Source organism: Pseudophaeobacter profundi, assembly GCF_029697505.1.
Classification (GTDB): Bacteria; Pseudomonadota; Alphaproteobacteria; order Rhodobacterales; family Rhodobacteraceae; genus Pseudophaeobacter; species Pseudophaeobacter profundi.
The window spans coordinates 87,082-113,223 of record NZ_JARJEF010000010.1; the positions used below are offsets into that span (position 1 = coordinate 87,082).

The following is a 26,142-nucleotide window of genomic DNA, read 5'->3' on the forward strand; positions in this document are numbered from 1 at the left end:
CCGAGGGTGCAATCTGACAACGTGCAAATCGACCCCAGCTGCGCTAGCCTGCCAGCCAAGATAATGACGCCACGGAGCCCGCGCCGATGTTCACCCGCCCTGTTCTCTTTGCACTGTGCCTGTGTCTGCTGCCCCTGATGGCAACAGCGCAAAACCGCGCCAAAGTGGAGCGCCAGTTTCAAACCTGGTTGCAGCAAGACATCTGGCCCGAGGCCAAGACCGCAGGTGTCTCTCGCCGGACATTCAAACGCGCCTTTGCCGAAGTGGCCCTAAACTGGGATCTCCCCGATCTGGTGCCCCCCGGTGCCAGTCCAGAGGTGCCAAAACAGCAGCGCCAGGCCGAATTTGGCACCCCTGCCAAATATTTCAGCCCCGGTGCGGTGCAAAGCGCCAGCAATACGGGGCGGCAAATGGCACGGATCCATGCCACCACCCTTGCAAAGGTTGAGGCCAATACCGGGGTGCCTGGCCGAATAGTCCTGGCGATCTGGGGCCGCGAGAGCGCCTATGGCCGGGCCAAGATCCCGCATAATGTGTTTCGTGTACTGGGTACCAAGGCCTTCATGAGCACCCGCGCATCCTATTTCCGAGCTGAGCTGATCGCCGCGCTACAAATTGCACAGGGAAAACACGCAGATCCCAGCACCATGAAAAGCAGCTGGGCCGGCGCCCTGGGCCAGCCGCAGTTCATGCCGCGCAACTATCTGCAATATGCAGCGGATGGTAACGGTGACGGACGCGCCGATATCTGGAACTCAGAGGCGGATACGCTGATGTCGATCGGGTATTTCCTTGCGCAGCACGGCTGGCAAAGCGGCCGTGACTGGGGGTTCGAGGTCACCCTCCCCACTTCAGTGTCCTGCGCGCTGGAAGGCCCGGATCAGGGCCGCACCATTGCCGATTGGGAAAAGCTGGGCATCAAACGTGTCTCTGGACGCGCCTTTCCCGCGAAGGAACGCGCCGAGCAGGGTTTCTTGATGCTGCCCGCCGGACGGCATGGGCCAGCCTTTCTGGTCACCCGCAACTTTTATGTGCTGAAGGACTACAACAAAAGCGATCTCTACGCGCTTTTTGTCGGCCATGTGGGGGATCGCATCCAATACGGGGTGGGCGATTTCGCCGCCAGCTGGGGTCGGCTGGACAGGCTTTACCGCTCTGACGTGGCCGCGATGCAGCGGGGGCTAGAAGCGCTCGGCCATGATGTCGGCGGTGCCGACGGGCTGGTCGGCTTCAAAACCCGCCGCTCTCTCGGGCGCTGGCAGGAAGCATCTGGAACCGCCCCCAGCTGCTTCCCGGATCGGTCGATGAAAACACTGGCGTCGAACTGATCCGCACCGCAACACTTGGCACTGACGGGTGGTCAGCCACCCTGCAGCGCCTGCGACAGATCCGCGATCAAGTCATCGACATCCTCAATCCCGATTGAGATCCGCAACAGGTTTTCAGGAATGCCCGTATGCGGCTCAATTGTGTGGCGATGTTCAACCAGGCTTTCGACGCCGCCCAGCGATGTGGCGCGGTGAAACAGGTTCAGCCGCCCCGCCACCGCCAAGGCGGCTGCGCGCCCGCCCTTGACCAGGAAGGACATCAAGAACCCATACCCACCCTGCATCTGCCGCGCTGCCAGGTCATGACCTTCGTGGCTGGGCAGACCGGGGTAGAGAACCTCTTCGACCTCGGGGTGGGCGGCAAGGAATTCCGCCACGGTCATGGCATTGGCACACATCTTTTCTACCCGCAGTGGCAGGGTGCGCATGCTGCGCACCAAAAGCCAGGCCTCAAACGGGCCCATGACGGCGCCTGCCTCGTTGCGATCCATGCAGATCGCCTCCCACACGGGGGTACGTGCACGGGTGCTCAGCACGCCGCCCAACACATCAGAGTGGCCGTTGATCACCTTGGTGGCGGAATGCATCACCAGATCAGCCCCCAACGCCAGAGGCCGGCTCAGCAACGGCGTCGCCGCCGTACTGTCGACAACCAAGAATGCGCCACAGCTTTCGGCGCAGGCCTTTGCGGCAGTGATATCAACCGTTTTCAGCCAGGGGTTTGACGGGGTTTCAACAAACACAAGCTGCGCCTCAAGCCCGGCGCACAGCTCCTGCAGCGCGCCTGTATCGCTGGCGTCGACCTCGTGCAGGGTAATGTCGCGGCGGCTGCAAAAGTCGCGGATCCATTTGGTGGTGCCCCAGTAGATCCCCGACTGTACGATCACCGCACCGCCATTTGGCACGGTGCGAAACACGGCGGCAATCGCCGCCATTCCCGAAGGAAACAACTGCGTATCCTCGGCCCCCTCCAGACGGGACAGGATCTCTTCGCCCAACCGCACCGCATCATTATGCGAACGCAGATAGACATTATCCTCGTTCACCAGTTGATAATCCCGGTCGCGCACAAAGGTGGTTGAGGGCTGAATGGGGGGCACCACGCCACCGCTAGCCAGATCAATGGCCCCCGCCGCCTGGGCAGCAATTGTGGCTGGTTTCATATCATTGCGCTGCATCGTCCGGGCCCTCCGCTGTCTGTTTCGGCATATCTTTGAAGTGTGCCCCAGCCAAGTTCAATTGCTTTCCGGCCAAAACCTGCCCAGACGCAGGGTGAAAACAACCACTGCCCCGCAAACAGGCTTGAGCTTTGACACCACCCATGGTCCAGATTGCATTCCCGAAAAGGCACAGAGGATAGATGCCGCCATGCCCACCCTGATCCGCCAGGCAGGCCCCCAAGATGCGGTGCAGATTGCCGACATTGCCAATCGCCTGATCCGCGACACCTTGTTTACCTTCACCACCCAGGAACGCCACCCAGATGAGATTGCCAACCGCCTGCGCAGCGACCCGCCGCCCTTTCTGGTGGCCCAGATCGATGACCGCGTCATGGGCTTTGCCACCTATGGCCCCTTTCGCAATGGTCCGGGGTATCGCCACACACAAGAACATTCGATCCAACTAATGCCTGCAGCCCAGGGCCGGGGCCTGGGGCGGTCCTTGATGCAACATCTGGAAGAACGCGCAAGGGCGCAGGATGTGCATGTGCTGGTGGCCGGGATCAGCAGCGCCAACCCCAAGGCCGTCGCCTTTCACAGCGCCCTTGGCTTTCGCCACGCCGGGCTGATGCCGCAGGTCGGGCGTAAATGGGATCAGTGGCTGGATCTGATCCTGATGCAAAAACAGCTATAGCCTCAGGTCAGCTGCGCCACCGCATGACCAAGACGCGTCAGCGCTTGGCGCAATTCCGCCTCGCTGGTGGCATAGGAAATCCGAAAATAGGGCGACAAGCCAAAGGCGCGCCCCGGCACCATGGCCACATCGTGGTGATCCAGCACATAGGCGCAAAAATCCGCGTCACTTTGCAACAGATCTCCCGCCGGGGTGCGCCGCCCCAGAACGCCTGAGCAACTGGCAAAGGCATAAAAGGCACCCTCCGGTCGCGGACAGCTAAGTCCAGGTATCGCGTTCAGCCCATCAACCACCAGATCCCGCCGCGCCTGAAAGCTGGCAAGACGCTCTTGCAGGATATCTTGCGGGCCGTTCAGCGCCGCCACGGCCGCCGCCTGCGATACCGAAGATGCACAGGATGTCGCCTGCCCCTGAATCACCGCCATCGCCGAAATCAAAGCGGCGGGTCCCCCGGCATAGCCAATGCGCCAGCCCGTCATCGCATAGGCTTTTGACACACCATTGATGGTCAGGCAGCGCTCTTTCAGCCGAGGCTCCACCGCTGCGGGGGTGGCAAAATCGAACCCGTCATAGACCAGATGTTCGTACATATCATCGGCCATGATCCAGACATCCGGGTACTGCAGCAACAGCTCCAGCAGCGGCGCATACTCTGCCGCACTATAGGCCGCACCCGACGGATTAGAGGGAGAGTTGAACAAAACCCAGCGCGTGCGCGGGCTAAGCGCCTGCTGCAACTGCGCCGTCGTCATGCGAAACCCGGTCTCTGCGCCGCAGGGCACCAGCACCGGCCTGCCGCCAGCCAGCGCGATAATATCGACATAAGAGCTCCAGTAAGGTGCCGGCACGATCACCTCATCCCCCGGTTCCAGGCTGGCCATGAAGGCATTGTACAGCACCTGTTTCGCCCCGGTAGAAACTATGATTTCATCCGCAGCATACTCTAGCCCCTGATCACGCAGGAACTTGGCCTGGATCGCCTGCTTCAAGGCCGGGGTGCCGCCAAGGGCGGTGTATTTGGTATCTCCGGCTTGGATTGCATCCATGGCCGCCGTCTTGATCCAATCGGGCGTATCAAAATCCGGCTCGCCTGCGCCCAGTACAATCACCGGTCGCCCCTGCTGTTTCAGCGCCGCTGCGCGAGCGCCGATCTGCAATATCTCTGAAACTTCGATGGCATCAATACGGCTGGCCCGGCGAAAATCTGACATGATGGCGTCCTACCATGAGAAAGCCCCGGCACAATGCCGGGGGCAGCAGTGCCAATTCTAGGTCAGGATCGACCCGGAAACCAATCGCCAAACCGGACCCAGTGCATTCCAAAACCGACTGGGTAAGGCACTGCTTATCTGGGCCGGTTTTTCGCCACCGCAGGATCCGCGTTACGACCCGACTGGGTGCTGGCGCAACTGCCGGGTAATCCAGGCCTCGAATTGCTGCACCGGCTCTGCTGCCCCGCCATGCGGGCGCACCAGATAATACTGCTTGTTAGAGCGCAAGCCAGGGCCTGGAAGCTGTTTCAGTGTCCCTGCCTCCAGCTCTTGGGCGATCATGTCAAAGGGGACAATCGCCGCCCCCAGCCCAGCCACGGCCGCACCAATGACCATCGAATACTGATCAAAATAACGCCCATCCTGACGGGGCTGCCCGTCCACTTCGGCCTCGCGGAACCAATCGCCCCAGGCACCACTGCGGCTGTCCAGATGCACCAGCGGCACCAGTGGCAGACTGGCGCGATCATCCAATGCGTGATCAGCATAGAGCTGCGGCGCGGCAACCGGCACCATCTGCTCACCAAACAGGGCCACCATGCGGGCACCGGGCCAGTTGTCGCGCCCATAGTGGATCGCCAAATCAAAGGGGTCACGCGCAAAATCAAAGGGTTGCAACCGTGTCGACAGGTTCAGCTCTATCTCGGGGTGGCGGGCAAAAAAGTCTGGCAACCGGGGGATCAGCCAGCGATTCGCAAAGGTCGGCAAGACAGCAATCCGCAGCGCGCTGCGCCCTCCCCCCGCCGCCACCGCCTTTTGCACGGTATTGCGCAGCGCACCAAGGTTCTGCGCCAGATCCGCCGCCAGACCGGCCCCTGCCGGGGTCAAGACCACCCCGCGCCCGACCCTTTGAAACAGGGCAAAGCCAAGATCGACCTCCAGCTCTTTGACCTTCTTGCTGATGGCGCTTTGCGTCAGGCCGATTTCTTCACCAGCGGCGGTGAAACTTTGATGGCGGGCGGCACTGTCAAAGCAGCGCAAATGGGTAAGACTGGGCAAGCGCATATCAGGCCTCCTGCGGTGGGATCTGGCCCTGCAGCCAGCTGCGGAACTGAATCAACGGGTCATCATCCACCCGGTCGCGGGGCCAGACCAGAAAATACTCTCCCAATGTCACCGCCGGGCCGTCAATGGCAAGACAAAGCCTGCCTTCGGCGATTTCGCTTTCGGCCAGAAACGTCGGCAGCAAGGCAATGCCCAGCCCATGTACTGCCGCCTGGGTCATGGCCGAGGATTGGTCAAACAACATCCCCTGCAAGCGCGGTGCCGCGACATCATGATGGGCAAACCATTGTTCCCAACTGTCGGGGTGGGTTGCCAGATGCAACAAAGGGTATTCCAGCAGATCCGCCACCGCCGCAAGCGGTGCTGTCAGCAGGTCTGGGGCGCAGACCGGCAGCACATGTTTGGGCATCAAGGGCATGTACCCCACCCCCGGCCAATCACGGCTGCCATAGTGGATCGCCGCCTGCGCGGTGCTGGTGTCAAAACTGAACGGCAGGTTATGGGTCTGCAGGTTCACGGTAATGCCCGGATGCTGACCGACAAAATCCTTCAGCCGCGGCGCCAGCCAATGCAGCCCGAATGAGGCCAGGATCGACAGATTCAGGCTTCCCCCCGTTGGATTCGCCCGCAGCTTGACCGAAGCCTGGGCCAGTCGGGACAAGATATCGCGGGCTTCGCGCGCATAATTCACCCCACCCGGCGTCAGCTGCATCCGCATTTGATCCCGGTCGATCAGATCAACCTCCATCTGCTGTTCCAACTGCTTGAGCTGACGACTGATCGCGCTCTGGGTCAGGTTCAGGTCCTCTGCCGCCGCTGAGGCACTGCCCAGCCGGTCAACCGCCTCCAGTGCCAGCAGAGAGGATATCGACGGCAAGAAGCGGCGCGGCGCAATCATATGATTTGACCTCATACCTTTAGGATTTAGTTTCATGTGCAATTTGGCGATCTCCGTGTGATTTATCGGAAAACGCCCAAAGGCTCCAGCCCGAAACCCCGCGCAATGCTCATGGGTGCAACATTTCCTTGAAAGGACAGCCCAATGCCACATTCCCAGATCCTCGCCGCTGCTGGCTTCAGCACCGACAGCCTGACCGGCGGCAGCCTCAGCGTCACCACCCCGGTGGATGGCAGCGAGATTGCCCGGCTCACACCACATAGCCTGGCCGAGGCCGAGGCGCAGATTGCACATGCGAAAGCGGCGTTCAAATCCTGGCGGATGGTCCCCGCCCCACGGCGCGGCGAACTGGTGCGCCTACTGGGTGAGGCCCTGCGCCGGGAAAAGGAAAATCTGGGCCGACTGGTGACACTGGAATGCGGCAAGATCTACCAGGAAGGTCTGGGCGAAGTGCAGGAGATGATCGACATCTGCGATTTTGCGGTGGGCCTGTCGCGTCAGCTCTATGGTCTGACCATCGCCTCGGAACGCCCCGGCCACGCGATGCGCGAGAGCTGGCACCCGATGGGCACCTGTGGCGTGATCACCGCCTTCAACTTCCCCGTTGCCCCCTGGGCCTGGAATGCAGCACTGGCGCTGGTTTGCGGTGACCCCGTGATTTGGAAACCCTCGGAAAAGACCCCGCTCACTGCGCTGGCGGTACAAAAGATCTGCGACCAAGTGACGGCAGAATTTGGCGACGATGCGCCCGAAGGCCTTATCCAGACCCTGATTGGCGAACGTGACCTTGGCGAGGCCCTGACCGCATCGCCGGATGTGGCGATCATTTCCGCCACAGGCTCGGTCCCCATGGGCAAATCCGTCGCCAACGACATGTCGCAACGTCTGGGCCGTACAATTCTGGAACTGGGCGGGAACAATGCGATGATCGTGGCCCCCTCTGCCGATCTGGAAATGGCCCTGCGCGCCATCGTGTTTTCAGCGGTGGGAACAGCAGGCCAGCGCTGCACCAGCCTGCGCCGCCTGATCGTGCATGCCGATGTCTATGACGCGCTGATCCCGCGCCTGATCAAGGCCTACGCCGGCCTGCCGATTGGCGACCCGCTGGCGGAAGGTTCTTTGGTTGGGCCACTAATTGACAGCGCGGCGCTCGCGGCGATGAACGATGCCCTGGCCCAAGCCAAGACCGAAGGCGGCAAGGTACATGGCGGCGGACAGGCTCTGAGCGACAGCCATCCAGGTGCCGCCTATGCCCACCCGGCCATCGTCGAGATGCCAGCGCAGAGCGCCATCATGCATACGGAAACCTTTGCGCCAATTCTCTATGTGGTGAAATACGACAATCTCGATCAGGCCATCACGCTGCAAAATGCCGTGCCTCAAGGGCTTAGCTCCTGTATCTTTTCGACCGATCTGCGCGAATGCGAATTTTTCCTCTCGGCAGCGGGATCGGATTGCGGTATCGCCAATGTCAACATCGGCCCATCTGGCGCTGAAATCGGTGGCGCCTTTGGCGGCGAAAAAGAAACTGGCGGTGGCCGGGAAAGCGGCTCTGACGCCTGGAAAGGCTATATGCGCCGCCAGACCAATACCGTGAATTACTCGCGGGAATTACCGCTTGCACAGGGCATTAAATTTGACATCTGAGTCCACCTCGAGTCTCTGGCAAAATACCTGCCGGGAAAACCCTTCCTCCTCGGTCCTGACCGGGGAGGTAAGCGCAGACCTGGCGATTATTGGCGGCGGCTATACCGGGTGTTCAGCGGCGCTCAAGGCGCGCGAAATGGGGGCCACGGTCTGCCTGATCGAGGCCGAAACATTTGGCCATGGCGGATCTGGGCGCAATGTCGGATTGGCCAATGCCGGGCTCTGGCTGCCCCCGGAAGATATCAACGCGCGTCTCGGCCCTAAAACCGGGGCGCAGCTATCACAGGCCCTGGCCATGGCCCCCGATCTCGTCTACGGCCTGATCGAGCACCACGATATCGCCTGTGAACCTGTCCGCAACGGCACCCTGCACTGCGCCCACGCCCCCAGCGGGATGGCGGACCTCCAGCGCCGGGCAGAACAACTGCAGGCCATCGGTGCGCCAGTTCAACTACTGGACAAGGCCGAGGCCCAGGCGCGCGTCGGCTCGCAGCAGGTGCATGGCGCCCTGTTTGATCCCCGCGCGGGCACCATCCAGCCGCTGGCCTATGCACGTGGTCTGGCCCGTGCGGCCCAGGACGCCGGGGCTCAGTTATACGACCACAGCCCCGCCACCGCGCTGAGCCGGGGCAAGGCCGAGTGGCTGGTCACCACCCCCAAGGGGCGCATTCAGGCCAAACACCTGCTGATGGCGACAAATGGCTACGCCCTGCCCATCGCCGGCTACCAGGCGCCGAGCATCGTACACGTGAATTATTTCCAGGGTGCCACCGCGCCACTGCCGCCTGCAATACGCAGCCAGATCCTGCCCGGACAAGAAGGCTGCTGGGATTCTGCCCTGGTGATGTCATCCTGGCGGATGGACCAACAGGGGCGGCTGGTGATTGGCGCCATGGGGGCGCTGGACCATTTTGGCAGCAAAATCCACCACAGCTGGCTCATCCGAAAACTGGCCGCACTGTTTCCGGCGCTGGCAGGCACCCCGCTGGAAAGCCTGTGGTTCGGGCGCATTGCCATGACCTCGGAACACCTGCCCAAAATCCAGAAGCTGACGGATGGCTATGTCTGCTTTGGCTATTCCGGGCGCGGCATCGGGCCGGGGACATTGTTTGGCCAACAGGTAGCCAAGGCCCTGCTTAGCGGCGATGAAACCGCCCTGCCCCTGCCCGTCTGCACCAACCACAGCCTCCCCTTTGCCGGGCTGCGCGGCGCATACTACGAAACCGGTGCCACCCTGACCCATCTTATCAAAGACCGGATCGGCTAGAGCCCAAAAGAAGGGTCAGAGCTATCTCTGACCCTTCTTTTGGTGATACATCGTGAAACGGGAAGGTTACTGGCAGGCCGCCATGGCATCCCCAAGCTTCTGCAAAAGCGCCGGGTAGAATTCAGCACCCAATGGGAGCCCTGTACCCAAGGGATCAATCACCACGGTTTTAGCAGCACTGCCTTCCATCACCGTGGCCACCAGATCCGGATTGAACTGCGGCTCGGAAAAGACACAGGTGACGCCATGGTCTTTTACCAACTGCTGAATTTCGGCAATCCGCGCCGGACTGGGGTCCGAGGCATCGCTCAGCGCAATCGCCCCAACCGCCTGGATATCAAAGCCCTGCTCAAAATACTGATAGGCATCGTGAAAGACGACAAACCCACCGCCGGTTAGATTGGCTGAAATCTGATCTGCCACCGCCTGAATCTCTGCCTGTCCGGCAGCGGCATTGGCAGCATAAACCGCCGCATTGTCCGGGTCCAAGGCAGAAAGTTCACCTGCGATCACCCCAAGCCAGGCCTGCGCATTTTCAGGCGACAGCCAGGCATGCGGGTCGGCGCCGGAATGATCATGCCCCGCGTGGTCGGCGTGGTCGGCGTCTGAATGATCCTTGGAATGGTCCTCTGCGTGTTCATGCTCATGGTCATGGTCATGTTCCCCATGATCTTCTGCATGATCATGGTCGCCATGGTCAGCGTGGGTGTCGTGATCATGGTCATGCCCGTGATCATCACTCGGCGCGCCTGCGTGATCGTGGGAATGCGGTTCAAAACCAACGCCTTCGCGGAAAGGAAGCACCATCGTGGCCTCGTGCTCCAGCAATTCGACAACCCGCGCCTGGCCGGCCAGCTCCGTGATGGCGCCCTGCAACCAGGGTGTCAGGGGCTCGCCCATCCAGAACACCAGGTCTGCCTGCGCCAGCGCCATCGCCTCGGAGGGGCGCATGGAATGATTGTGCGGCGAGGCACCCGCAGGCACCACCAGATCAGGCGTAGAGATGTCCTGCATCACACGCGCAACCAAGCCATGAACCGGCGCAATATCCGTTGCGACCCGAGGTGCCTCTGCCCAGCTGGTGCTGGCAAACCCAAGAAGGGAAACGGCTGTGGTCAGGCTGAGTTTTATCATCGGTTCTCTCATGTAATCTTATAACATCTCACGGCTTGATAAACGTCATATCATAACATATCAAGAGCCAAGTTCGCCAACCTTGGCCCAGATCAGCGCACCGGAGAGCACGACCATGGAAACCATCGGGTTTGAAACCCATGATCACAGCAGCTGCATTGCCAGCTGCATCGCGACCGTTGATGCCCAGTGCAAGGCGCAGGGGCTGCAGTTCACCCCGGTGCGCAAACGCGTGCTGGAAATTCTGCTGCAGGAACACCGCGCCCTGGGTGCCTATGAAATCCTCGACCGGCTGCGCGAAGAAGGGCTGGGATCACAGCCGCCCGTGGCCTATCGCGCGCTCGATTTTCTGGTCAAGAATGGCTTCGCCCATAAGATCGAGCGTTTGAACGCCTTTATTGCCTGCACCCATCCCGGCGAAATCCACGCCCCGGTCTTTATGATCTGCCGCCTGTGCACCGCCGTCGCCGAAGCCCAAACCATTCCCACCAAGGGCCAGCTGGGCCAGGCTGCAAAAGAGGCCGGTTTTCAGATCGAGCGCACCGTGGTCGAGGCCGAAGGCCTGTGCCCCAAGTGCCAGGAGGCCACCGCGGAATGCCGCTGATTTCGCTGCAGAACCTATCGGTGCGCTTTGGTGGCAATACCGTCCTATCCAATGTGAGCTTTGCCATTTCTGCCGGCGAAATCGTGACCATCGTCGGGCCAAATGGCTCGGGGAAATCGACACTACTGCGCAGTATTATCGGTGCGCAGCACCCAGATCAGGGCCAGATCAAGCGCAGCCCCGGCCTGCGCATTGGCTATGTACCGCAAAAACTGCATATCGACCCGACCCTGCCGATGACGGTGCGCCGCTTTCTCAGCCTGCCACAGCGGATCAGTGACCAGCAGGCCGCCACAGCCCTGGAACAGGCCGGCGCCGGGCAATTGGCCAGCCGCCAGATGGTCGACCTATCGGGCGGCCAATTCCAGCGGGTTCTGCTGGCGCGGGCGCTGCTCTGCGCGCCACAGCTTTTGATCCTTGATGAGGCCACCCAAGGGCTGGATCAGCCGGGGTCAGCTGGGTTTTACCAACAGATCGAAACCCTGCGCGAAACCCTGGGCTGCGCTATTCTGATGGTCAGCCACGAATTGCATGTGGTCATGGCCACCTCGGACCGGGTGATTTGTCTCAACGGGCATATCTGCTGCGAGGGCGAACCCGAACAAGTGGCCTCGGCCCCGGAATACCGCGCCCTTTTTGGCACGGGCACCCAAGGGGCGCTGGCACTCTACCGACATGAACATAACCACCGGCACGACCACAGTTGCGGCCATGACCATGGCCAGGACGCCGTAGACCAGACCCGCCCCGCCGCCGCGAGTGAGACCCGCCCATGATCAGCCTCTTTGACAGTTTTCTGCTGCGTGCCGCCCTGGCCGGAACCGGAGTCGCCGTCGCGGCGGCGCCCCTGGGCTGTTTTGTCGTCTGGCGGCGCATGGCCTATTTTGGCGATGCCACGGCCCATGCCTCTATCCTGGGTGTCGCCTTGGCGCTGGGATTTCAGGCGCCGGTCTTTGCCGGGGTGCTGATCGTATCGTTGCTCATGGCGACTGCCGTTTCCAGCCTCAGCGGGCGGGGTTTTGCCATGGATACCCTTTTGGGCGTTCTGGCCCATTCCTCGCTGGCCTTTGGTCTGGTTGCAGTCTCGTTCCTGCAGGGCATTCGCATTGATCTAATGGCCTATCTGTTTGGCGATATTCTTGCGGTCAGCCGCATCGATCTCATGGTGATCTGGGGCGGGGCGGCCCTGGTGCTCTTGCTGCTTTGGGCCCGCTGGTCGGCGCTGTTGACCGCGACACTTAGCTCTGATTTGGCCTATGCCGCAGGTCTAAACCCCAAGCGCGAACAACTGGTGCTGACCATCGCGCTGGCTTTGGTCGTTGCCGTCGCCATCAAGGTGGTTGGAGTTTTGCTGATTTCAGCCCTGCTGCTGATCCCTGCTGCTGCTGCCCGCCCCTTTGCCGCTACCCCTGAACGCATGGCCTTTGCAGCAGCGATCATTGGCATGCTCTCGGCCTTGGCGGGGCTGCAACTGTCATTTCTGCTTGATACGCCAACCGGACCGACAATTGTCTGCGTGGCGGCGGGCTTCTTTGCGCTGACCAGCCTGGGCGACATGATCCGGCAGCAATTACTGATGAAAGGGCCACGCCCGCGGCATTAGGCCTAGCCCGCATCGGCACGCGAGATCTGCGCCGTGGGCGTGGCGACCCAATTGTTGATCGCCGCAAGCAGTGCCTTTTTGCGCAGGGGCTTACTCAGGAAATCATCCATCCCGGCGGTCAGGCATTTTTCCCGGTGGGAGTCCAGCGCATTTGCCGTCAAGGCGATGATACGGCAAGGCCGGATCTGCTGCGCGACCTCCATCTCGCGGATCTTCATCGTCGCTTCGATGCCATCCATCACAGGCATCATCATATCCATCAACACGATGTCGGGGTGGTGCTCTTCATACAATGCAACGGATTCGACGCCATTCACAGCTAGGATGATATCAAAATCCGCCCCTTTAAGCATCTTGGTTACCACCAGGCGATTGGTCCGATTGTCTTCGGCCACCAGCACCTTGATGCGGCGCTGCGGGCCGGGCACGGCGAATTGTGGCGTGGCAGGTATCACCTGGGGCGCCTCTAAGTGGAGCACCCGGCGCAGCACCTGTTTCAGCTGTGCCACGCGCACCGGCTTCAGTACGAATTGACAGCTTTGCCCACCGTCACGCGCACTCTGTGCCACTGCTTGCTCGATGGACAACAGCATGACAATTGGCACGTCCCGGTAATCGGCAATGGCGCGAATGCGCTGTACCAGCTTATGCCCTTCCTGCTCTGGCATCTGGTCATCCAGAATGATGAAATCCAATTGTTGCTGGGCAAGTTGCAGATCCGACAAGACCTCCAGTGCCTCTGGCGCAGTGTCAGCCACAAAAGCCTGACCGCCCCAGCTGCGCAGCCGTTCGGCCAGAGCCGTGCCACTGACGGCAAGCCCATCAACGACCATCCCGGTCATGCCATGTAAAGACAGAGACTTCTCGGCAGGTTCCGTGACACCATTGCCAAGGGGCAGCGACAGTTGCACCGTAAAGACGGAGCCAACACCAAGCTCGGACTGGACTGAAATCCGCCCGTGCATAAGCGCCAGCAAACGGGACGAGATAGCCAGCCCCAGTCCAGTGCCTTCAAAATTGCGCGTGGCACCGCCATCCACCTGTTCAAAGGCATTGAACACCGCATCAACCCGATCTTTGGGAATGCCAATTCCGGTATCCGTCACGGAAATGGACAATTCGCGTTCTCCTGGGCGGCCAAGTTTTGTTCCAGTCACATCAATATAGACATGGCCCGAAGTGGTGAATTTCACCGCATTGCCAATGACATTGGTCATCACTTGGCGCAGCCGCCCGACGTCACCTTCATAGAATTCCGGCAGATCGGGATCATAACGCAAAACAATTTCGACGCCATTGAGGTTGGCCTTGGGGGCCAACAGGGTGACGATATCTTCAACGCTCGTCAGCAGGTTAAAGGGGCGGCGCTCCAGCTCGATCTTGCCCGCCTCAATCTTGGAAAAGTTGAGAATATCATTGATGATAGTCAAAAGTGCCGAACCGGATTTTGCAATGGTGTCTGCGTAGACCAACTGATCATCATCAAGATCGGTTTCCAGCATCAATTCGGCCATGCCGATCACACCATTCATCGGTGTACGGATTTCATGGCTCATATTGGCAAGGAAATCAGATTTCGCCTGACTGGCAATCGCCGCCGTTTCACAGGCCTGTTCAAGCGCTATCTCGCGCTCGTCCCTTTCCGCAAAGGTATCTTCCAGCACCTCGACCGAATGATTGAGCGCCCAAAATTCCCGTGAAGCATACCAGGGCAGAACCTTGGCGGGTATATCGGTCTGGCGCAGTGTCCCGGAAATTGCGCCAGACATGCGCTGGTGAATGATCTTGAGCGGCTGCAACGCCAGCAGGGTCACCAAGAGCAAGACCAGCAGCGTCAGTACACCAATGGCCAGGATCGTCCATTTGATCGTATAGTGGACCTTCTGTTCAACCAGCGCCAAACCATCTTGCACCGACCACTGCACCATCATGGTGCCAAACTGAACGCCTTCCATCTCGACGGGTTGTTCATAGGTGACAAAACCCTCCTGCCCCCCCTGTTGATCGTGCCCGGCAGAGGCAATCAACCTGTCCGCACTGTTCAGGATCTGGATCGACAGGATACTCCGGGTGCGTGCCAAGGTCTCGTGCAATCCGGTCTCAAGGACCGGAATATCCTCAACAATGATGGATTCCAGCATCAGCCCGCTCAATAGAGAAACGGTCAGCCCCGCTTGCTTGAGCTGCTGTTCGCGCAGGCGCTCCCCCTCATATTGCCGCACCACGCTGCCGACCGCCAAGGCCACCAGAACAGCAGCCAAAGACAGCGAAAGGACAATTTGAAACAGGATGCCTGTGCGTTTCATCTCTTTCCGCTTCACGGTCTAAAATCGACGGCTTCGGTCGATGGCACCGCGGATCAAATCGTAATCCGCATCTTCGCCGACCAAGAAACCATTCTTGGAAATGCGTCGCACGATTTCTTCGTTCTGCGACGCGAACATAACATCACGCATGGCCTGCAAGATCGAAGGGGCCAGATCTGCCGAGGCCAGCCAGGGTTTGGTGACATTGTCAAACGACGCCAGAACCCGGATTTCGACCCCATTGGCCACCAGGGTTTTGAAGGTACTTTCTTTCAGTGCCCCAGCTGAATATTTTCCCGCCCCCACTGCAACGCCAACCAGATCGTGTCGACCAAGATAGTCAAAATTTTTCAGATCAGCACTACTGATACCTGCCTCTAACAGTTCGGCCTGGGCCAGATAGCGGCCGATGGTCGACAGCTCATCCCCAAAGGCAAAGCTCTGACCTGAGAGATCTTCCAGCGAGCGTATCGGGCTGTCGCTATGAACAACGATCACCCCCTTGAACCGCTTTTGGCCCCCTTTCGATTCCATCGCCACAATTTGGATCAGCGGGTTTATCGACTTGGCAATGACATAGGACGCCGGACCAAAACGGGCAAAATCCACTTCGCCCGCGGTCAGTTGGCGAATGCCCTCCTCATATTCTTTGGCTATTACCATCTTGATGGTAACGGTTTTGCCCAGGCGCTCTGTCAGGCGGTCCGCCAGAAACGACAAAAACGGATGATACTGGCGGACCGTTTCGGTGGGCTTGTCGGCAGCATAGGTTCCGAAGGTCAGAGTAATATCTTCACGCGCCATGGTCGGCGCAGCCGCCAGAGGGCCAGCAGCAAGCAAAAGCACAAGCGCCCAAACGCGCAGATGCATATCAAGACAGGCGCCCCACACGCGCAAGGTGATCGGACGTTTGAACTCGTCTGCGTGCCGCATCACCGATGCCTCCTGGCCAATTTCGCAATACCAGACCCCATTTGGTCACCCTGCACTCTACCCTGCGATGCAAACTGCAAGGTTAACATTTACGCCCTTGATATAGAAAATTGGAGAAAAAATCAGCCCCTGGACGACAAACAGGCAATACTGCACGATCTTAAGATAATTTTTTCCAAACTGTTACAATTCTGAAGATTCTCTTAATAGGCGACAGGACTTGCAGTGAAACTCCCCAGCTATATCCCGACCTCATCGGCCAAACCCGGCTTATTTTTCGGGCTTGGCCTCTGTGCTGCCCTGGTCCTCTTCCCCTATGAAGTGCAGGCAATTCCCTCGCCAGAACTGGTGATTGGATCAGTTTCATCCCTATCGCAGGTCTTTGCCGTTGCGCTCGCGATGATGTCCGGGCTTGGGGCTGTGGTTGCCACCAAGCTGGGTTTCAAAGCAAAAGGCAAAGGTCAGGCGGCCCGCTATCCGGTGCGGCTGATCCTGGCCTTGGTGGCGCTGGTGACCCTGTTTGGAGCCGCAAACTACTGGCAATATACTGCGCGGAAAAACGCCGATCTGGCGCGTTTGCAGGCCACCTTGGTACGCCCGGCGCAGTTTGACGGCACCAAAATCAAGGATGACACCCTTAAAGAGACCAGCTTTTCCAAGCAAACAGACAATCCGCTGGCCATCTCCACCCAAGAGGCCGCGGCGCTGCTGATGGCGGGCGACACTGTCTTTTTTGACATCCGCGAAAGCGGCGAGAACGCCATGGGGACCCTGCCCGGCGCCGCGCATATTCGCTTCCCGGATTTTCTCCAGTCGCGCCCGCTGCAGCCCGGACAAAAAGCGGTCGTCTTTTGCCACAATGGCAACCGCAGCTCTGAAACCTGCGCCCAATTAGCCAAGCTTGGCATCGATTGCAGTTTCATCGCCGGCGGCATCGAAAAATGGATCGTCGAGGGCCGCCCCTTCAGCGATGCCTCGGTTGAAACCCTGGCCGATCTGCGCGCCATTCCCGACTATCCAAACAAGGACACCCTGCTCAGCACTGCAGATTTCACCACACTGATAGAAACCGACGATCTGCAGATCGTCGACACCCGCTATCCCGGCGATTTCGCCAGCGGCCATCTGCCCGGTGCCATCAACATCCCAATCCGTGCCCTGCCCACGGATGAGCTGCGCCAAAAGATCGCGCAACTGCAAGACAAGCCAACCCTGGCTGCCTGCTATGACCGGCGCAGCTGCTTCATGGGGCAGGTACTTGGCCTCGAGCTGAGCCAGCAAGGAATAGATTATCGCGGGCGTTATACCCTGCCCTGGGAGTATTTCATCGCCCCCCCCCCCAAGCCGCATGTGCAGGCCTGGCTGGCCGATCAGCAATCGACCTATTGGCAAAAAACGATTTCACTGCTGGCGCAGGCCCTGATCTGGAGCCATGAACGCAGCCATTTGTTGGTGGGGCTGTTTGCCCTGTCATTGTTGACCCGCATCCTGATCCTGCCCGTTGCCCTGAAATCAGAACGTGACCAGATCACCACGCAGGACAGCGCCCAAGAGCTGGCACGCCTGAAGACTGACCTGGCCGATGATCCGGTGCGCCGGGCCCGGGCCATTCAGGCCTTTTATGCAACAAAGGGACTGACGCCGCTGCGCAATCTCAGCGCGCTTCTGTTCTTACCCGTGATGATGCTGGGGGTTTCGGCAGCCGGGAAGGCCAGCGGCCTCGTGCCGATCAGCCTGCTCTGGATCCCTGATCTGGGGCAGCCGGATCCGCTGCTTCTGTTGCCGCTCATGTTTTGCGCTCTGGCCGCGATTTATCTGGTCTGGGCCGTTGCCAAGACCGCGCGCCAGATCAAGCTTTGGCTGCTGATCGGCGTGCCGGTACTCTTTGCCATGGTCTTTGGTCTCAGCGCTGCCGCCAATGCCTATCTGTGCTTCAGCCTCAGCCTGTTGTTGCTGCAACGCGCCTATGTGACCGGGCTGCACCAGCAGCTACTTCATGGCATTGCACGCAAAGCGCATCAGGCGCGCCTTGCCAGGCTGCCTGCCGGGGTGGTCCCCTTAGGCTACAGCGAAGAGCTGGCCACCGCTGGCAACAAGGCACTGCGCCTGTCACTCTTGCAAAATGCCGGTTTGCCGGTGCCGGCGGGCGTTGTCCTGCGTCACGAGGCCATTGCCGCCTATCAGCGGATGAACCGCAGTCAGAAGGACGCATTTGTCGAAAAGATCTGGCATCTGGTGGGGGCAAAGCCCTGCGCCGTGCGCAGCAGCGCCAGCAACGAAGATGGCGCCGATCAGAGCTTTGCCGGTGTTTATGAATCCGAGCTGGATGTCACCGCCCAGACATTGCGCCGCGCACTAGACCGGGTGATTGTCAGCTTTTCCTCGGATCGTGCCGCCAGCTATGACCAGGCAGCAAACGGCGAGAATGCGGCCAATATTCTGGTTCAGCAGATGGTTCAGGCCGACTATGCCGGGGTGCTGTTCACCCAGGATCCGACCGCCCCTGGCATGACCATGGTGGAATGGGTACGCGGCTGCGGTGACGATCTGGTATCGGGCCGTGTAACGCCCGTCTCACTGCGCTTTGGCCGTTACACGGGTCTTGCGGCAGTTCCAGATCAAGACGACACGCTAGACATGGCACCACTGCTGGCGCTGGGGCAAGAAATCGAGCGTATATTTGGCTGCCCACAAGATGTGGAATGGGCCTATGTCGATGGGAAATTCCACATCGTACAAAGCCGCGATATCACCACTCTGGCGCTGGGGCCAAAGGCCGAACAGATCCGCCTGACCGAATGGCGCGCCCTGCTGGACCGCTTTGGCAGTGCCAACCCGGAGCAAGTGATCCTGGAACAGGACGAAATGTCCGAAGTCCTGCCGCGCCCGACGCCGCTGTCCTTTTCGCTGATGACCCGTCTCTGGGCCCCCGGTGGCAGCGTCGATCTGGCCTGCCGCGCCCTGGGCATACCCTATGGCCTGCCCGAAGGCGGCGATGGCCATCTGGTCAACCTCTTTGGCAAAACCTATGTCGATGCGACGCTGAAGCAGAAAATGACGCTCAGGCTCAGTGCCGGCAATGCAAAGCAGCTGCGGCGTCAGGCAGAACCGCAGATCGCCCACTTTCGCACAGAGGTGATGTCCGATCTTGCCGATAGGCTGCAGCTCTGGAAAGCGGTAGATTACAGCGCCCTGACACCGCAAAAACTGGTACAAAGCCTGCAGATTCTGCAGGATCTCTTTGTTGGTGAAGCCTATGTCGAGGCCGAGAAAATCAACATTCTGGCCGGCTTCACCATGGGCGAGGCCAGCACCGCCACAGCGGGTGATCCGGCGCTACGCGCCCATCTGATGCAGGCAGACCTACCGCATGCACCCTCGGCCTTGCTGGCGTCTTGCACCGGGGCCAAAGCCCGGGATCAGGCCATGGCCCTGATGGGGCACCGCGCCATGTTCGACTATGAGCTGAGTTCGCCGCGCTATAGCGAGGCCCCTGCCCTGCTCTGGCCGCTGCTCGAAAACCAGCTGCCGTCCGGCCCCAGATCTGCCAACCTGCCCGCCGCGTTGCCCAGTCACCTCAAAGAGAGCATCTCGCTAGCCCTGCGCCTGCAGGATCTCAAGGAGCAGGCCAAGCACGAATCCCTACGCATTCTGGCAGAACTACGCCGCGCGCTCCTGGCGCTGGGACAGATTTCAGGGCTGGGCGATCTGATCTTCTACCTGACACTGGATGAAATCCAGCAGGGGAACTGGACCACACCAGAGGCCCTGCATCTGCAGGCACAGAACAGAAAGTTCCATGAAAATATGCGCAAACCCGCAGCACCGACACAGATTCAGCTGACCCTGCGGGCGTGTGAGCTGCTGTCGCTCGGCGCGCAGCTCGAGCAGGAGATCGGCACCCTGGGTGGCACCTGCGTTGCCGGAAATGGCCGCGTGACGGGGCGCGCCTTTTGGCTGGCGGATGAATCCAGCACCGACCCCGCCAGTTTTGACGGGTTTCAGGACGGCGATATTCTCGTCTGTCGCATGATCAACCCAGCCTGGCTGCCCTATGTGCAACGCTCTGGCGCGGTGCTGAGCGAGGTTGGCGGCTGGCTGAGCCACATGGCCATTGTCGCCCGCGAAAAACACATCCTGATGCTGGTCGCCTGCAAGGGGCTGGGCCAGATTGAAACCGGGGCCCGCATCACTGTGGATGAGGACGGCAGCATCACGCAGCATGACGATCAAAGCCGACAAGCCGCTAACGGCTAAAGGCAAGTACCCGCAGTTGCGACACCTCACTGGGTCGCAACTGCGGACAGTCAAGAGTGCACCCCGTCTTTCAGAATGAATGTTTTTAATTCTACTCAGGTGAAACACATGATATTATTTGGGCATGGATCCACATCTTGACCCCAAACAAACTGCCCGGTTGATCGCAACGCTGAAAGCGCAGATCGCCGACATGCCCGCCAAGCTATCGCAGGCGGCAAAATACATCATCGACAACCCTGGTCCCTTTGCGCTGGATCCGGTCCGCGACACCGCCCGCAAGGCGCAGGTCAGCGCCAATAGCTTTGTGCGCCTCGCAGAGCGCCTGGACTATGACAGTTTCGAGGCCCTGCGCCGTCCCTTTCGCGACGCTCTGATCACCACCGGCGAAACCACGCTTGGTACTGAATGGCTGACCCGCATGGCCAAAGGCGGTCCAACCGCAGCCCTGCAGGCCCGCGCGGCGCAGAGTGAACTAAATGTGGTCAGCCGCTCGCTGCGACAGATGACGCCAGAACGCTGCGAGGCCATTGTTGCCACCCTGCTGGGGGCCAAGCGCTGCCACGTCACGGCCAGCCGCGCCAGCTATGCCCTGGCCTATTATTTCCACTATATCGCGCGGATGGCGATGCCTTCGATTGATCTGGTCCCCCGCCATGTCGGCACCACGCTGGATGATCTGATGGGGCTGGGACCCGAGGATTGCCTTATTGCACTGACCTTTGCGCCCTATTCGGCCAGCACCATTCAAGCCCTGCGTCTGGCGCAGAAACAGGGGGCGCACATTCTGTTGATTTCTGACAGCGAGGTCATCGCGCCGGGTATCACGCCCGATCACGTGCTCAGCGTTGCGGCAAATTCACTGCACCCCTTTGGCGCCTATGCGGGTGCCATGGCGGTGCTGGATTGTCTACTGACCCACCTGATCGAAGCCGGCGGCGCCGAGGCGCGCCACCGGATAGAGGCCTATGAAGCACTCAGGCAGGACAGCGGCGCCTATTGGAGCGCGCCGAAACTGCCACAGATCCGCAGCAAATCAGAACCGCAATGACAGGCAGGACATGCCGCCATCCAGCTTAGCGCAGTCTGTGTTGTCAATCTCGACCACCTCAAACCCGGCCTTGTCCAGCATTTCCGCCGTGCGGGGAAAACCAGCCGGGCAGAGCACCAGATTGTTGAAGCGGATAGCATTGGCCGCTGCTTCTTCGCCTTCAGCCACATCCAGGATGCGATAGCCCTCAAAGCAGCCAGAAGCCGACAGCCGTTTGGTGGACAAAATGGTCTCTCCGTCCATCAAGGAACAATCGGTCTTGAAATGCAGCACACCGGGCGGGGTAAAGACCTCGCGCAGACTGTGCCCCCATTCGCCAACGATTTCGACCAGTTCGGCAACGCCAGCGGCATCAGTGCGATCCGACCGCCCCACCAGAACTTCACGCCCGGTCACCAGAATATCACCGCCTTCGATATGGCCCGGACCCTTGATTTCACGGACATCCGCGTAGCAGTCCCGCAAAGTTGGTGCCATTTCAGCCACTTCGCCCATGCGTGACGGCGCGCCCGGACGCATCAGGACCGCACCCTGCGGCAGGCACAGGGCTGTGTCTTCAACAAAGACCGCGTCAGGAAAGGCCTCTAGCGGGCCCAGCTCAATCACCTCAGCACCTGTGCTTTTCAGTGCTGCAACATAGGTTTTATGGGCGGCCAACATGCCCTCTAGGCTGGGGGTGCCGATATCAGCCGCGCGCAGACCTTCGGTGATACTGGCAGCAGGACGGCGGGTAATCGCACGGGAAAATTCAAAACTTGGGTTGGTCAAAGACTTAATCCTCAGCTGGCGCAAAGACAGGCGCAGTAATTTCGACAAAGCTGGGCCCCTGGCCCAACGAGTTGGCAACCGCCGCGGCAATCGCGGCCGGGTCGGTGCCGACAGCAACATGCCCAATCCCAAAGGACTGGGCCGTGGCGGAAAAATCGGGCGGGGTTGGGTCGCAGCCCAAGACCTCAACACCCACCGCCTCCATCGAGGTGGCGATTTCGCGGTAGCCTTGGTTGTTCCAGATCACAAAGATGATGGGCAATTTTTCATCCACCGCCGTCATCACCTCGGGCAAGGAGAACTGTGCGCCACCATCGCCCAGAATGCAGATCACGGGGGTGTCCGGTGCCGCAATCGCGGCGCCAATCGCTGCCGGAATCCCATAGCCAAGCGCACCGTAGCCGGTGGCCGCATTGAACCAGCCACCTGCGCGGTCGTGATCGTAGTAGAGATTGCCCGCATAGATCGGCTGGGTGGAATCTCCCACCATCAAACTGCCTGGGACCGCATCCCGCATTGCCGAAAGAACGTCAACCTGGGCAAGATATTCGCTACCGATTTCCTGTTCTGCGGCGCTGCGTGTTGCCGCCGCCCGCGCTGCCCCATCGCGGCCTGAACAGGCCTGGGGCAGGCTCTGCAATAGGGCAGCGGCAAAGGCCCCCGCCTCAGCCTCGATCGCCAGCGCGCTGGCATGGCGCTTCAGTTGCTCGGCGCAGCGATCCACCCGGATCAACTGCCGCATCTCGGGCCAGGTGCCGGTGGCGTACATATCATAGTCTGTGGGGCCAAATTCGGTTCCCAGGGCCAAGACCACATCGGCACTTTCGAGTAACGCGCGCACGGATTGCAGGCTGGGGCTGGCTGGAACACCAAGGGGATGCGCAAACATCAACCCCCGCCCATTTGCGGTTTGCACCACGGGCGCATCCAGGCGCTCGGCCAGGGCAGCCAGTGCCGTGCCAGCGCGTTTGGCCCCGCCCCCTACCAGAATAACCGGCTGCTTGGCCGCCTGTATCAGGTACACCGCCTCTTGCAGCTGATCCGGTTCGATATTCTGGGGCGGCACCACCGCGGGCGGCAGCAGAGCATCCGCCGCAACACCCGCCACATCCAGCGGGATTTGCACATGGGTGGGACCAGGGCGACCCGTTGAAAACGGCGCAAAGGCCGCGTCCAATGCCGGAGACAGCTCTGCTGCGGTGGCGACATGCTGCGAGGTCAGAGCCACCGTCTGCGCCAGAGCCTGCTGATCTGGCAGTTCATGCAGATGACCCATTCCTTTGCCAAGGCTCGACTGGGCGTTGACGCCAGAAACCACCAGCATCGGCACCGAATCCGCCCGCGCCTGTGCCATCGGTGTCAAGGTATTGGTCAGCCCCGGCCCGGTGATCACAAAGGCCACCCCAGGTTTGCCACTTACCCGCGCATAGCCATCCGCCATAAAGCCCGCGCCCTGTTCGTGGCGGGGTGTCACATGGCGCAGCCCCGAAGCGGCCAAGCCGCGATAGAGTTCGACCGTATGCACGCCGGGGATGCCAAAGACGCAAGAGACCTCGCGCGCTTTCAAACCATCTACCAGCGCTTCACCAATGGTTTTTGCGGCGTCAGTCATGCGACCCCCTGTGTTGCTGATGCTGCCTGGTCCTGTGTCTTGGCCTGCGCATGAGAAATGATCCGGTTCAGGGCCAGATCAAATTTCGTATCATCAATGGTCAGCGCCACCCGTACCCAAGAGGTCAGGCTGTCGCTAAAGGCAGAGCCGGGCATGACCGCGACCCCCTGATCCAGCAAATCCCAGGCATAGGCATCACCACTCAACCCGGTGGCCGCGACATTGATCATGGCGAACATGCCCGCCTCGGGGCGGTGCACCTGCAACGCGGTTTCCGCCTGCACCCTGTCAGCCAGGATCTGGGCGCGGCGATTGAACCGTGTCCGCATTCCCTCTGCCACCGCGGAGTCCCTTTGCAGGGCCAACTCTGTCATGTCAGCGATAAAGGGCTGATTGCCAAAGAGCATGGTCTCGGAATAGGGCAGCAACGCATCGCAAAAGGCTTTGGACCCCACGCACCACCCACTGCGGAAGCCGGGCGCGGCGTGGGATTTGGAAATCGACGAGACCGCGATCACCCGGTCGGCATAGTCCGGCAGCGACAGCGGTGAGGTGAACTCTGCCCCGTCAAACACCAGCTGTTCATAGACCTCATCGGAAATGATCCAGAAATCATGCTCTTTTGCCAGTTCACACAGGGCGATCAGCTCTGCCCGGTCCAGAATGGCACCGGTAGGGTTGTGCGGGCTGGTCAGCAGCAGCGCCCGAGTACGCGCGGTAATGCGCGCCGCCACATCGGCGGCCTGCATACGAAACCCGTGTTCCGGCGTCAGCGGCACCGGCACCAGCGCGGCACCGCTGGCGGCCACGACACCTTCATAAGTGGCATACATCGGGTCGCCGACCAGAACCTCATCGCCCTGCTGGGCAACCCCGATCATGGCCGCAAAAAGGGCTGTCTGGGTGCCGGGGAAGCACAGAAAGTTGTCTGGCTCAAATTGCCGCCCGCGGGTGGAAGTGTAGCGGGCAGCCAGAGCCCGCCGCAGGTTGATTTCGCCACGTCCGTCCGAATACCCGGTACGCCCTGCCTGCATAGAGGCAATCGCCTGCTGCATCAGCTCCTCGGGGACCGGCACGTCGGGTTCGCCAATGGTCATCTCGACAATATCGGCCCCCGCCGCAACGCGGTCGCGCGCGGCAAGATGAAGATCCCATTTTGCGCCGCCCAAAGAGGCAAGGCGCGCGGTTACATCCGTGGTTTTCATGGCTTTTCCACCTATTTCGACACGAGGCTCTGAAAAGGAATGAGGCCGTCACCTGCAGGGTGGCTGCCTCAATGTCCGAAGAATCTCGTGAAACACAGTAATTATACAATTGCATAATTACTGGTTCGATCGATACAGGCAAGTGCAAAACTGCACCGGCTCACCGATGCCAGTCAAAGACCTGCCCGCCTAGTGACCAGGTTCCCCTACCAAACGACCGTCGTGCGGCAGGCTAGCTAAGGATAACAATGTCGGAAATTTGTTCGTCCACATCCCGGCAGGCTGCGAGCAGCCGGGGTTTCAGATGCGACAGAACATAGGTGGCATGAAACCGGCTGGGTGCGGCAAGGGTCAACCGCCCCCCTGCCCGATCGCTGCGCGTCAGGGCATCAATCCAGGCTGTATAGATGGCAGGATCTTCCTGATGCAAAACCGCCTTGACCAAGCTCCACTCATCGCCCTTGCTCAGATCCGGTGCGGGGGCAATTTCGTTAGTGCGCAATGGCACGACATTTGACGGTGGCGCATCTGTGCCACGCATGCGGTGTTCAAAATCGGGACCAACGCTGGCCCAGCTGTCACGGGTGTCTTCATAGATCCGATCTAGATCCAAGCCATATTCACTGACCCGCCCGCGCACGCCCTGCTTTTTGACAACCAGCCAGCCCATCGCCCGCAGCTTCGCCATCTCGCGTTTGACTGTCCGTTCATCGACGCTCCAGAGGCGGGCGATTTCGCGTTGCCCGACAGCAAGCTCATTCCTCGTCCAATTGTAGCGCGCGGTGACCAGGGTCATGATACGCAACACCAGACGCTGCAGCGCTTTGGGTTGCGCCAAGGCAAAGGCACCCAGTGCAGTGAGTATGTCATACTTCAGAGCCGAAGCATTTCGCCCGGCGGGTTTTTGAGCCTGCATTGCGGCACCCGTCTTTCTAACCACTCCTGGCAGGGATTATCCCTTGCCGATCAAGTTTGACCAAACCCTGTAGACAAGAGCTTCGCCAGCCTGTCGGGTTTAGGATATATCTGCCTCACATCGCGGGTTGTTCCCGGATTACGTTGGGTCCTGATCTAAGGAACTCAACGCTATTTGTTCAATATACACGATTTGCGTCCTTATCCACGATTCTGTCAAGGCCTCTGTCGATTTCCATTCGGACCCAATCCCTTTTTTGATAAAAAAATTGGTATCAATGGTATTGGGGGACGTTCAGGCTGTCCCCTATTCGGGTTGAAATGTCCCCCAATAGGTCGTGGTGCCTTTTGTTGTGTCCCCCAATATCTGCCCCGCCTTCCGAGACAGAGACCAGATAAAGACAGACCGATTCGCAAGAGACCGGCGAATCAATGGCGGCCTAGGTTTTGCCCGTGACGCCCTGTTTTCATGGGGTTTCAGCGC

20 protein-coding genes are annotated in these 26,142 nt (G+C 60.1%); 9 read left to right on the top strand and 11 right to left on the bottom strand.

Going from position 1 to position 26,142, the window contains the following annotated elements:
• The first annotated feature begins 86 nt into the window (after positions 1–86).
• On the top strand, positions 87–1,328 hold the full coding sequence (locus P2081_RS15595) for a lytic murein transglycosylase (RefSeq protein WP_278923789.1): 1,242 nt from the start codon (positions 87–89) through the stop codon (positions 1,326–1,328).
• 32 nt (positions 1,329–1,360) lie between these two features.
• Here P2081_RS15595 and P2081_RS15600 read toward each other — a convergent pair whose 3' ends face one another.
• On the bottom strand, positions 1,361–2,506 hold the full coding sequence (locus tag P2081_RS15600; protein WP_278923790.1) for a trans-sulfuration enzyme family protein: 1,146 nt from the start codon (positions 2,504–2,506) through the stop codon (positions 1,361–1,363).
• A 190-nt stretch (positions 2,507–2,696) separates the two neighbouring features.
• Between P2081_RS15600 and P2081_RS15605 the strand changes: the two genes are divergently transcribed.
• The gene (locus P2081_RS15605) at positions 2,697–3,182 is read left to right on the top strand and encodes a GNAT family N-acetyltransferase (RefSeq protein WP_278923791.1); all 486 of its coding nucleotides are present in this window, start codon (positions 2,697–2,699) and stop codon (positions 3,180–3,182) included.
• A 2-nt stretch (positions 3,183–3,184) separates the two neighbouring features.
• Here the strand turns inward: P2081_RS15605 and P2081_RS15610 are convergent, their stop codons facing one another.
• The 3 genes from P2081_RS15610 to P2081_RS15620 form a co-directional block, all read right to left on the bottom strand.
• Complete coding sequence (locus P2081_RS15610) at positions 3,185–4,393, bottom strand: pyridoxal phosphate-dependent aminotransferase (RefSeq protein WP_278923792.1); 1,209 nt, start codon at positions 4,391–4,393, stop codon at positions 3,185–3,187.
• A gap of 171 nt (positions 4,394–4,564) precedes the next feature.
• Positions 4,565–5,458 (bottom strand): LysR substrate-binding domain-containing protein, encoded by an 894-nt coding sequence (locus P2081_RS15615; protein WP_278923793.1) that lies wholly within the window; start codon positions 5,456–5,458, stop codon positions 4,565–4,567.
• Position 5,459: 1 nt separating this feature from the next.
• Positions 5,460–6,356 (bottom strand): LysR substrate-binding domain-containing protein, encoded by an 897-nt coding sequence (locus P2081_RS15620; protein ID WP_278923794.1) that lies wholly within the window; start codon positions 6,354–6,356, stop codon positions 5,460–5,462.
• Between the two features lie 144 nt (positions 6,357–6,500).
• Here P2081_RS15620 and amaB point away from each other — a divergent pair, with 144 nt between their 5' ends.
• Both amaB and P2081_RS15630 read left to right on the top strand, forming a co-directional pair.
• Complete coding sequence (amaB, locus tag P2081_RS15625) at positions 6,501–8,003, top strand: L-piperidine-6-carboxylate dehydrogenase (protein WP_278923795.1); 1,503 nt, start codon at positions 6,501–6,503, stop codon at positions 8,001–8,003.
• Positions 7,993–9,270 carry an NAD(P)/FAD-dependent oxidoreductase gene (locus P2081_RS15630; RefSeq protein ID WP_278923796.1) on the top strand — a complete coding sequence of 426 codons (1,278 nt, stop codon included), beginning with the start codon at positions 7,993–7,995 and terminating at the stop codon, positions 9,268–9,270. The genes amaB and P2081_RS15630 overlap by 11 nt, the downstream gene beginning before the upstream one ends.
• 66 nt (positions 9,271–9,336) lie before the next feature.
• On the opposite strand, the gene P2081_RS15635 is transcribed toward P2081_RS15630, so the two are convergent.
• Positions 9,337–10,404 carry a zinc ABC transporter substrate-binding protein gene (locus tag P2081_RS15635; RefSeq protein ID WP_278923797.1) on the bottom strand — a complete coding sequence of 356 codons (1,068 nt, stop codon included), beginning with the start codon at positions 10,402–10,404 and terminating at the stop codon, positions 9,337–9,339.
• A 115-nt stretch (positions 10,405–10,519) separates the two neighbouring features.
• Here P2081_RS15635 and P2081_RS15640 point away from each other — a divergent pair, with 115 nt between their 5' ends.
• The 3 genes from P2081_RS15640 to P2081_RS15650 are packed head-to-tail and all read left to right on the top strand — an operon-like array spanning position 10,520 to position 12,611.
• A complete protein-coding gene (locus tag P2081_RS15640) occupies positions 10,520–11,008 on the top strand; it encodes a transcriptional repressor (RefSeq protein WP_278923849.1) in 489 nt (162 codons plus the stop codon).
• Positions 10,999–11,784 carry a zinc ABC transporter ATP-binding protein ZnuC gene (gene znuC / locus P2081_RS15645; protein ID WP_278923798.1) on the top strand — a complete coding sequence of 262 codons (786 nt, stop codon included), beginning with the start codon at positions 10,999–11,001 and terminating at the stop codon, positions 11,782–11,784. The genes P2081_RS15640 and znuC overlap by 10 nt, the downstream gene beginning before the upstream one ends.
• Positions 11,781–12,611 carry a metal ABC transporter permease gene (locus P2081_RS15650; RefSeq protein WP_417701414.1) on the top strand — a complete coding sequence of 277 codons (831 nt, stop codon included), beginning with the start codon at positions 11,781–11,783 and terminating at the stop codon, positions 12,609–12,611. The genes znuC and P2081_RS15650 overlap by 4 nt, the downstream gene beginning before the upstream one ends.
• Before the next feature lie 2 nt (positions 12,612–12,613).
• Here P2081_RS15650 and P2081_RS15655 read toward each other — a convergent pair whose 3' ends face one another.
• Positions 12,614–14,917, bottom strand: coding sequence for a hybrid sensor histidine kinase/response regulator (locus tag P2081_RS15655; RefSeq protein WP_278923799.1), 2,304 nt, complete (start codon positions 14,915–14,917; stop codon positions 12,614–12,616).
• An 18-nt stretch (positions 14,918–14,935) separates the two neighbouring features.
• Positions 14,936–15,787 carry a PhnD/SsuA/transferrin family substrate-binding protein gene (locus P2081_RS15660; RefSeq protein ID WP_438826543.1) on the bottom strand — a complete coding sequence of 284 codons (852 nt, stop codon included), beginning with the start codon at positions 15,785–15,787 and terminating at the stop codon, positions 14,936–14,938.
• A 462-nt stretch (positions 15,788–16,249) separates the two neighbouring features.
• On the opposite strand from P2081_RS15660, the gene P2081_RS15665 reads away from it, so the two are divergent.
• The gene (locus tag P2081_RS15665; protein ID WP_278923852.1) at positions 16,250–20,107 is read left to right on the top strand and encodes a PEP/pyruvate-binding domain-containing protein; all 3,858 of its coding nucleotides are present in this window, start codon (positions 16,250–16,252) and stop codon (positions 20,105–20,107) included.
• A 124-nt stretch (positions 20,108–20,231) separates the two neighbouring features.
• Positions 20,232–21,158: a MurR/RpiR family transcriptional regulator gene (locus P2081_RS15670; protein ID WP_278923800.1), complete on the top strand. Its 927-nt coding sequence runs from the start codon at positions 20,232–20,234 to the stop codon at positions 21,156–21,158.
• Here the strand turns inward: P2081_RS15670 and P2081_RS15675 are convergent.
• The 4 genes from P2081_RS15675 to P2081_RS15690 all read right to left on the bottom strand — a co-directional run bounded on the left by P2081_RS15675 (position 21,144) and on the right by P2081_RS15690 (position 25,659).
• Entirely contained in the window at positions 21,144–21,926 is a 783-nt protein-coding gene (locus tag P2081_RS15675; protein ID WP_278923801.1) for a dimethylarginine dimethylaminohydrolase family protein, read from the bottom strand. The two genes, P2081_RS15670 and P2081_RS15675, sit on opposite strands and share 15 nt — an antisense overlap.
• A gap of 4 nt (positions 21,927–21,930) precedes the next feature.
• Positions 21,931–23,538, bottom strand: coding sequence for a 5-guanidino-2-oxopentanoate decarboxylase (locus P2081_RS15680; protein ID WP_278923802.1), 1,608 nt, complete (start codon positions 23,536–23,538; stop codon positions 21,931–21,933).
• Positions 23,535–24,743, bottom strand: a complete 1,209-nt coding sequence (locus P2081_RS15685; RefSeq protein ID WP_278923803.1) for a pyridoxal phosphate-dependent aminotransferase — start codon at positions 24,741–24,743, stop codon at positions 23,535–23,537. Before P2081_RS15685 ends, P2081_RS15680 begins: the two co-directional genes overlap by 4 nt.
• Before the next feature lie 232 nt (positions 24,744–24,975).
• On the bottom strand, positions 24,976–25,659 hold the full coding sequence (locus P2081_RS15690) for a DnaA N-terminal domain-containing protein (protein WP_278923804.1): 684 nt from the start codon (positions 25,657–25,659) through the stop codon (positions 24,976–24,978).
• Between the last annotated feature and the right edge of the window lie 483 nt (positions 25,660–26,142).

Coding starts and splice junctions, on each gene's coding strand:
- P2081_RS15595 (WP_278923789.1), top strand. CDS start 87: ATGTTCACCCGCCCTGTTCTCTTTGCACTGTGCCTGTGTCTGCTGCCC.
- P2081_RS15600 (WP_278923790.1), bottom strand. CDS start 2,506: ATGCAGCGCAATGATATGAAACCAGCCACAATTGCTGCCCAGGCGGCG.
- P2081_RS15605 (WP_278923791.1), top strand. CDS start 2,697: ATGCCCACCCTGATCCGCCAGGCAGGCCCCCAAGATGCGGTGCAGATT.
- P2081_RS15610 (WP_278923792.1), bottom strand. CDS start 4,393: ATGTCAGATTTTCGCCGGGCCAGCCGTATTGATGCCATCGAAGTTTCA.
- P2081_RS15615 (WP_278923793.1), bottom strand. CDS start 5,458: ATGCGCTTGCCCAGTCTTACCCATTTGCGCTGCTTTGACAGTGCCGCC.
- P2081_RS15620 (WP_278923794.1), bottom strand. CDS start 6,356: ATGATTGCGCCGCGCCGCTTCTTGCCGTCGATATCCTCTCTGCTGGCA.
- amaB (WP_278923795.1), top strand. CDS start 6,501: ATGCCACATTCCCAGATCCTCGCCGCTGCTGGCTTCAGCACCGACAGC.
- P2081_RS15635 (WP_278923797.1), bottom strand. CDS start 10,404: ATGATAAAACTCAGCCTGACCACAGCCGTTTCCCTTCTTGGGTTTGCC.
- P2081_RS15640 (WP_278923849.1), top strand. CDS start 10,520: ATGGAAACCATCGGGTTTGAAACCCATGATCACAGCAGCTGCATTGCC.
- znuC (WP_278923798.1), top strand. CDS start 10,999: ATGCCGCTGATTTCGCTGCAGAACCTATCGGTGCGCTTTGGTGGCAAT.
- P2081_RS15650 (WP_417701414.1), top strand. CDS start 11,781: ATGATCAGCCTCTTTGACAGTTTTCTGCTGCGTGCCGCCCTGGCCGGA.
- P2081_RS15655 (WP_278923799.1), bottom strand. CDS start 14,917: ATGAAACGCACAGGCATCCTGTTTCAAATTGTCCTTTCGCTGTCTTTG.
- P2081_RS15660 (WP_438826543.1), bottom strand. CDS start 15,787: ATGCATCTGCGCGTTTGGGCGCTTGTGCTTTTGCTTGCTGCTGGCCCT.
- P2081_RS15665 (WP_278923852.1), top strand. CDS start 16,250: ATGATGTCCGGGCTTGGGGCTGTGGTTGCCACCAAGCTGGGTTTCAAA.
- P2081_RS15670 (WP_278923800.1), top strand. CDS start 20,232: ATGGATCCACATCTTGACCCCAAACAAACTGCCCGGTTGATCGCAACG.
- P2081_RS15680 (WP_278923802.1), bottom strand. CDS start 23,538: ATGACTGACGCCGCAAAAACCATTGGTGAAGCGCTGGTAGATGGTTTG.
- P2081_RS15685 (WP_278923803.1), bottom strand. CDS start 24,743: ATGAAAACCACGGATGTAACCGCGCGCCTTGCCTCTTTGGGCGGCGCA.
- P2081_RS15690 (WP_278923804.1), bottom strand. CDS start 25,659: ATGCAGGCTCAAAAACCCGCCGGGCGAAATGCTTCGGCTCTGAAGTAT.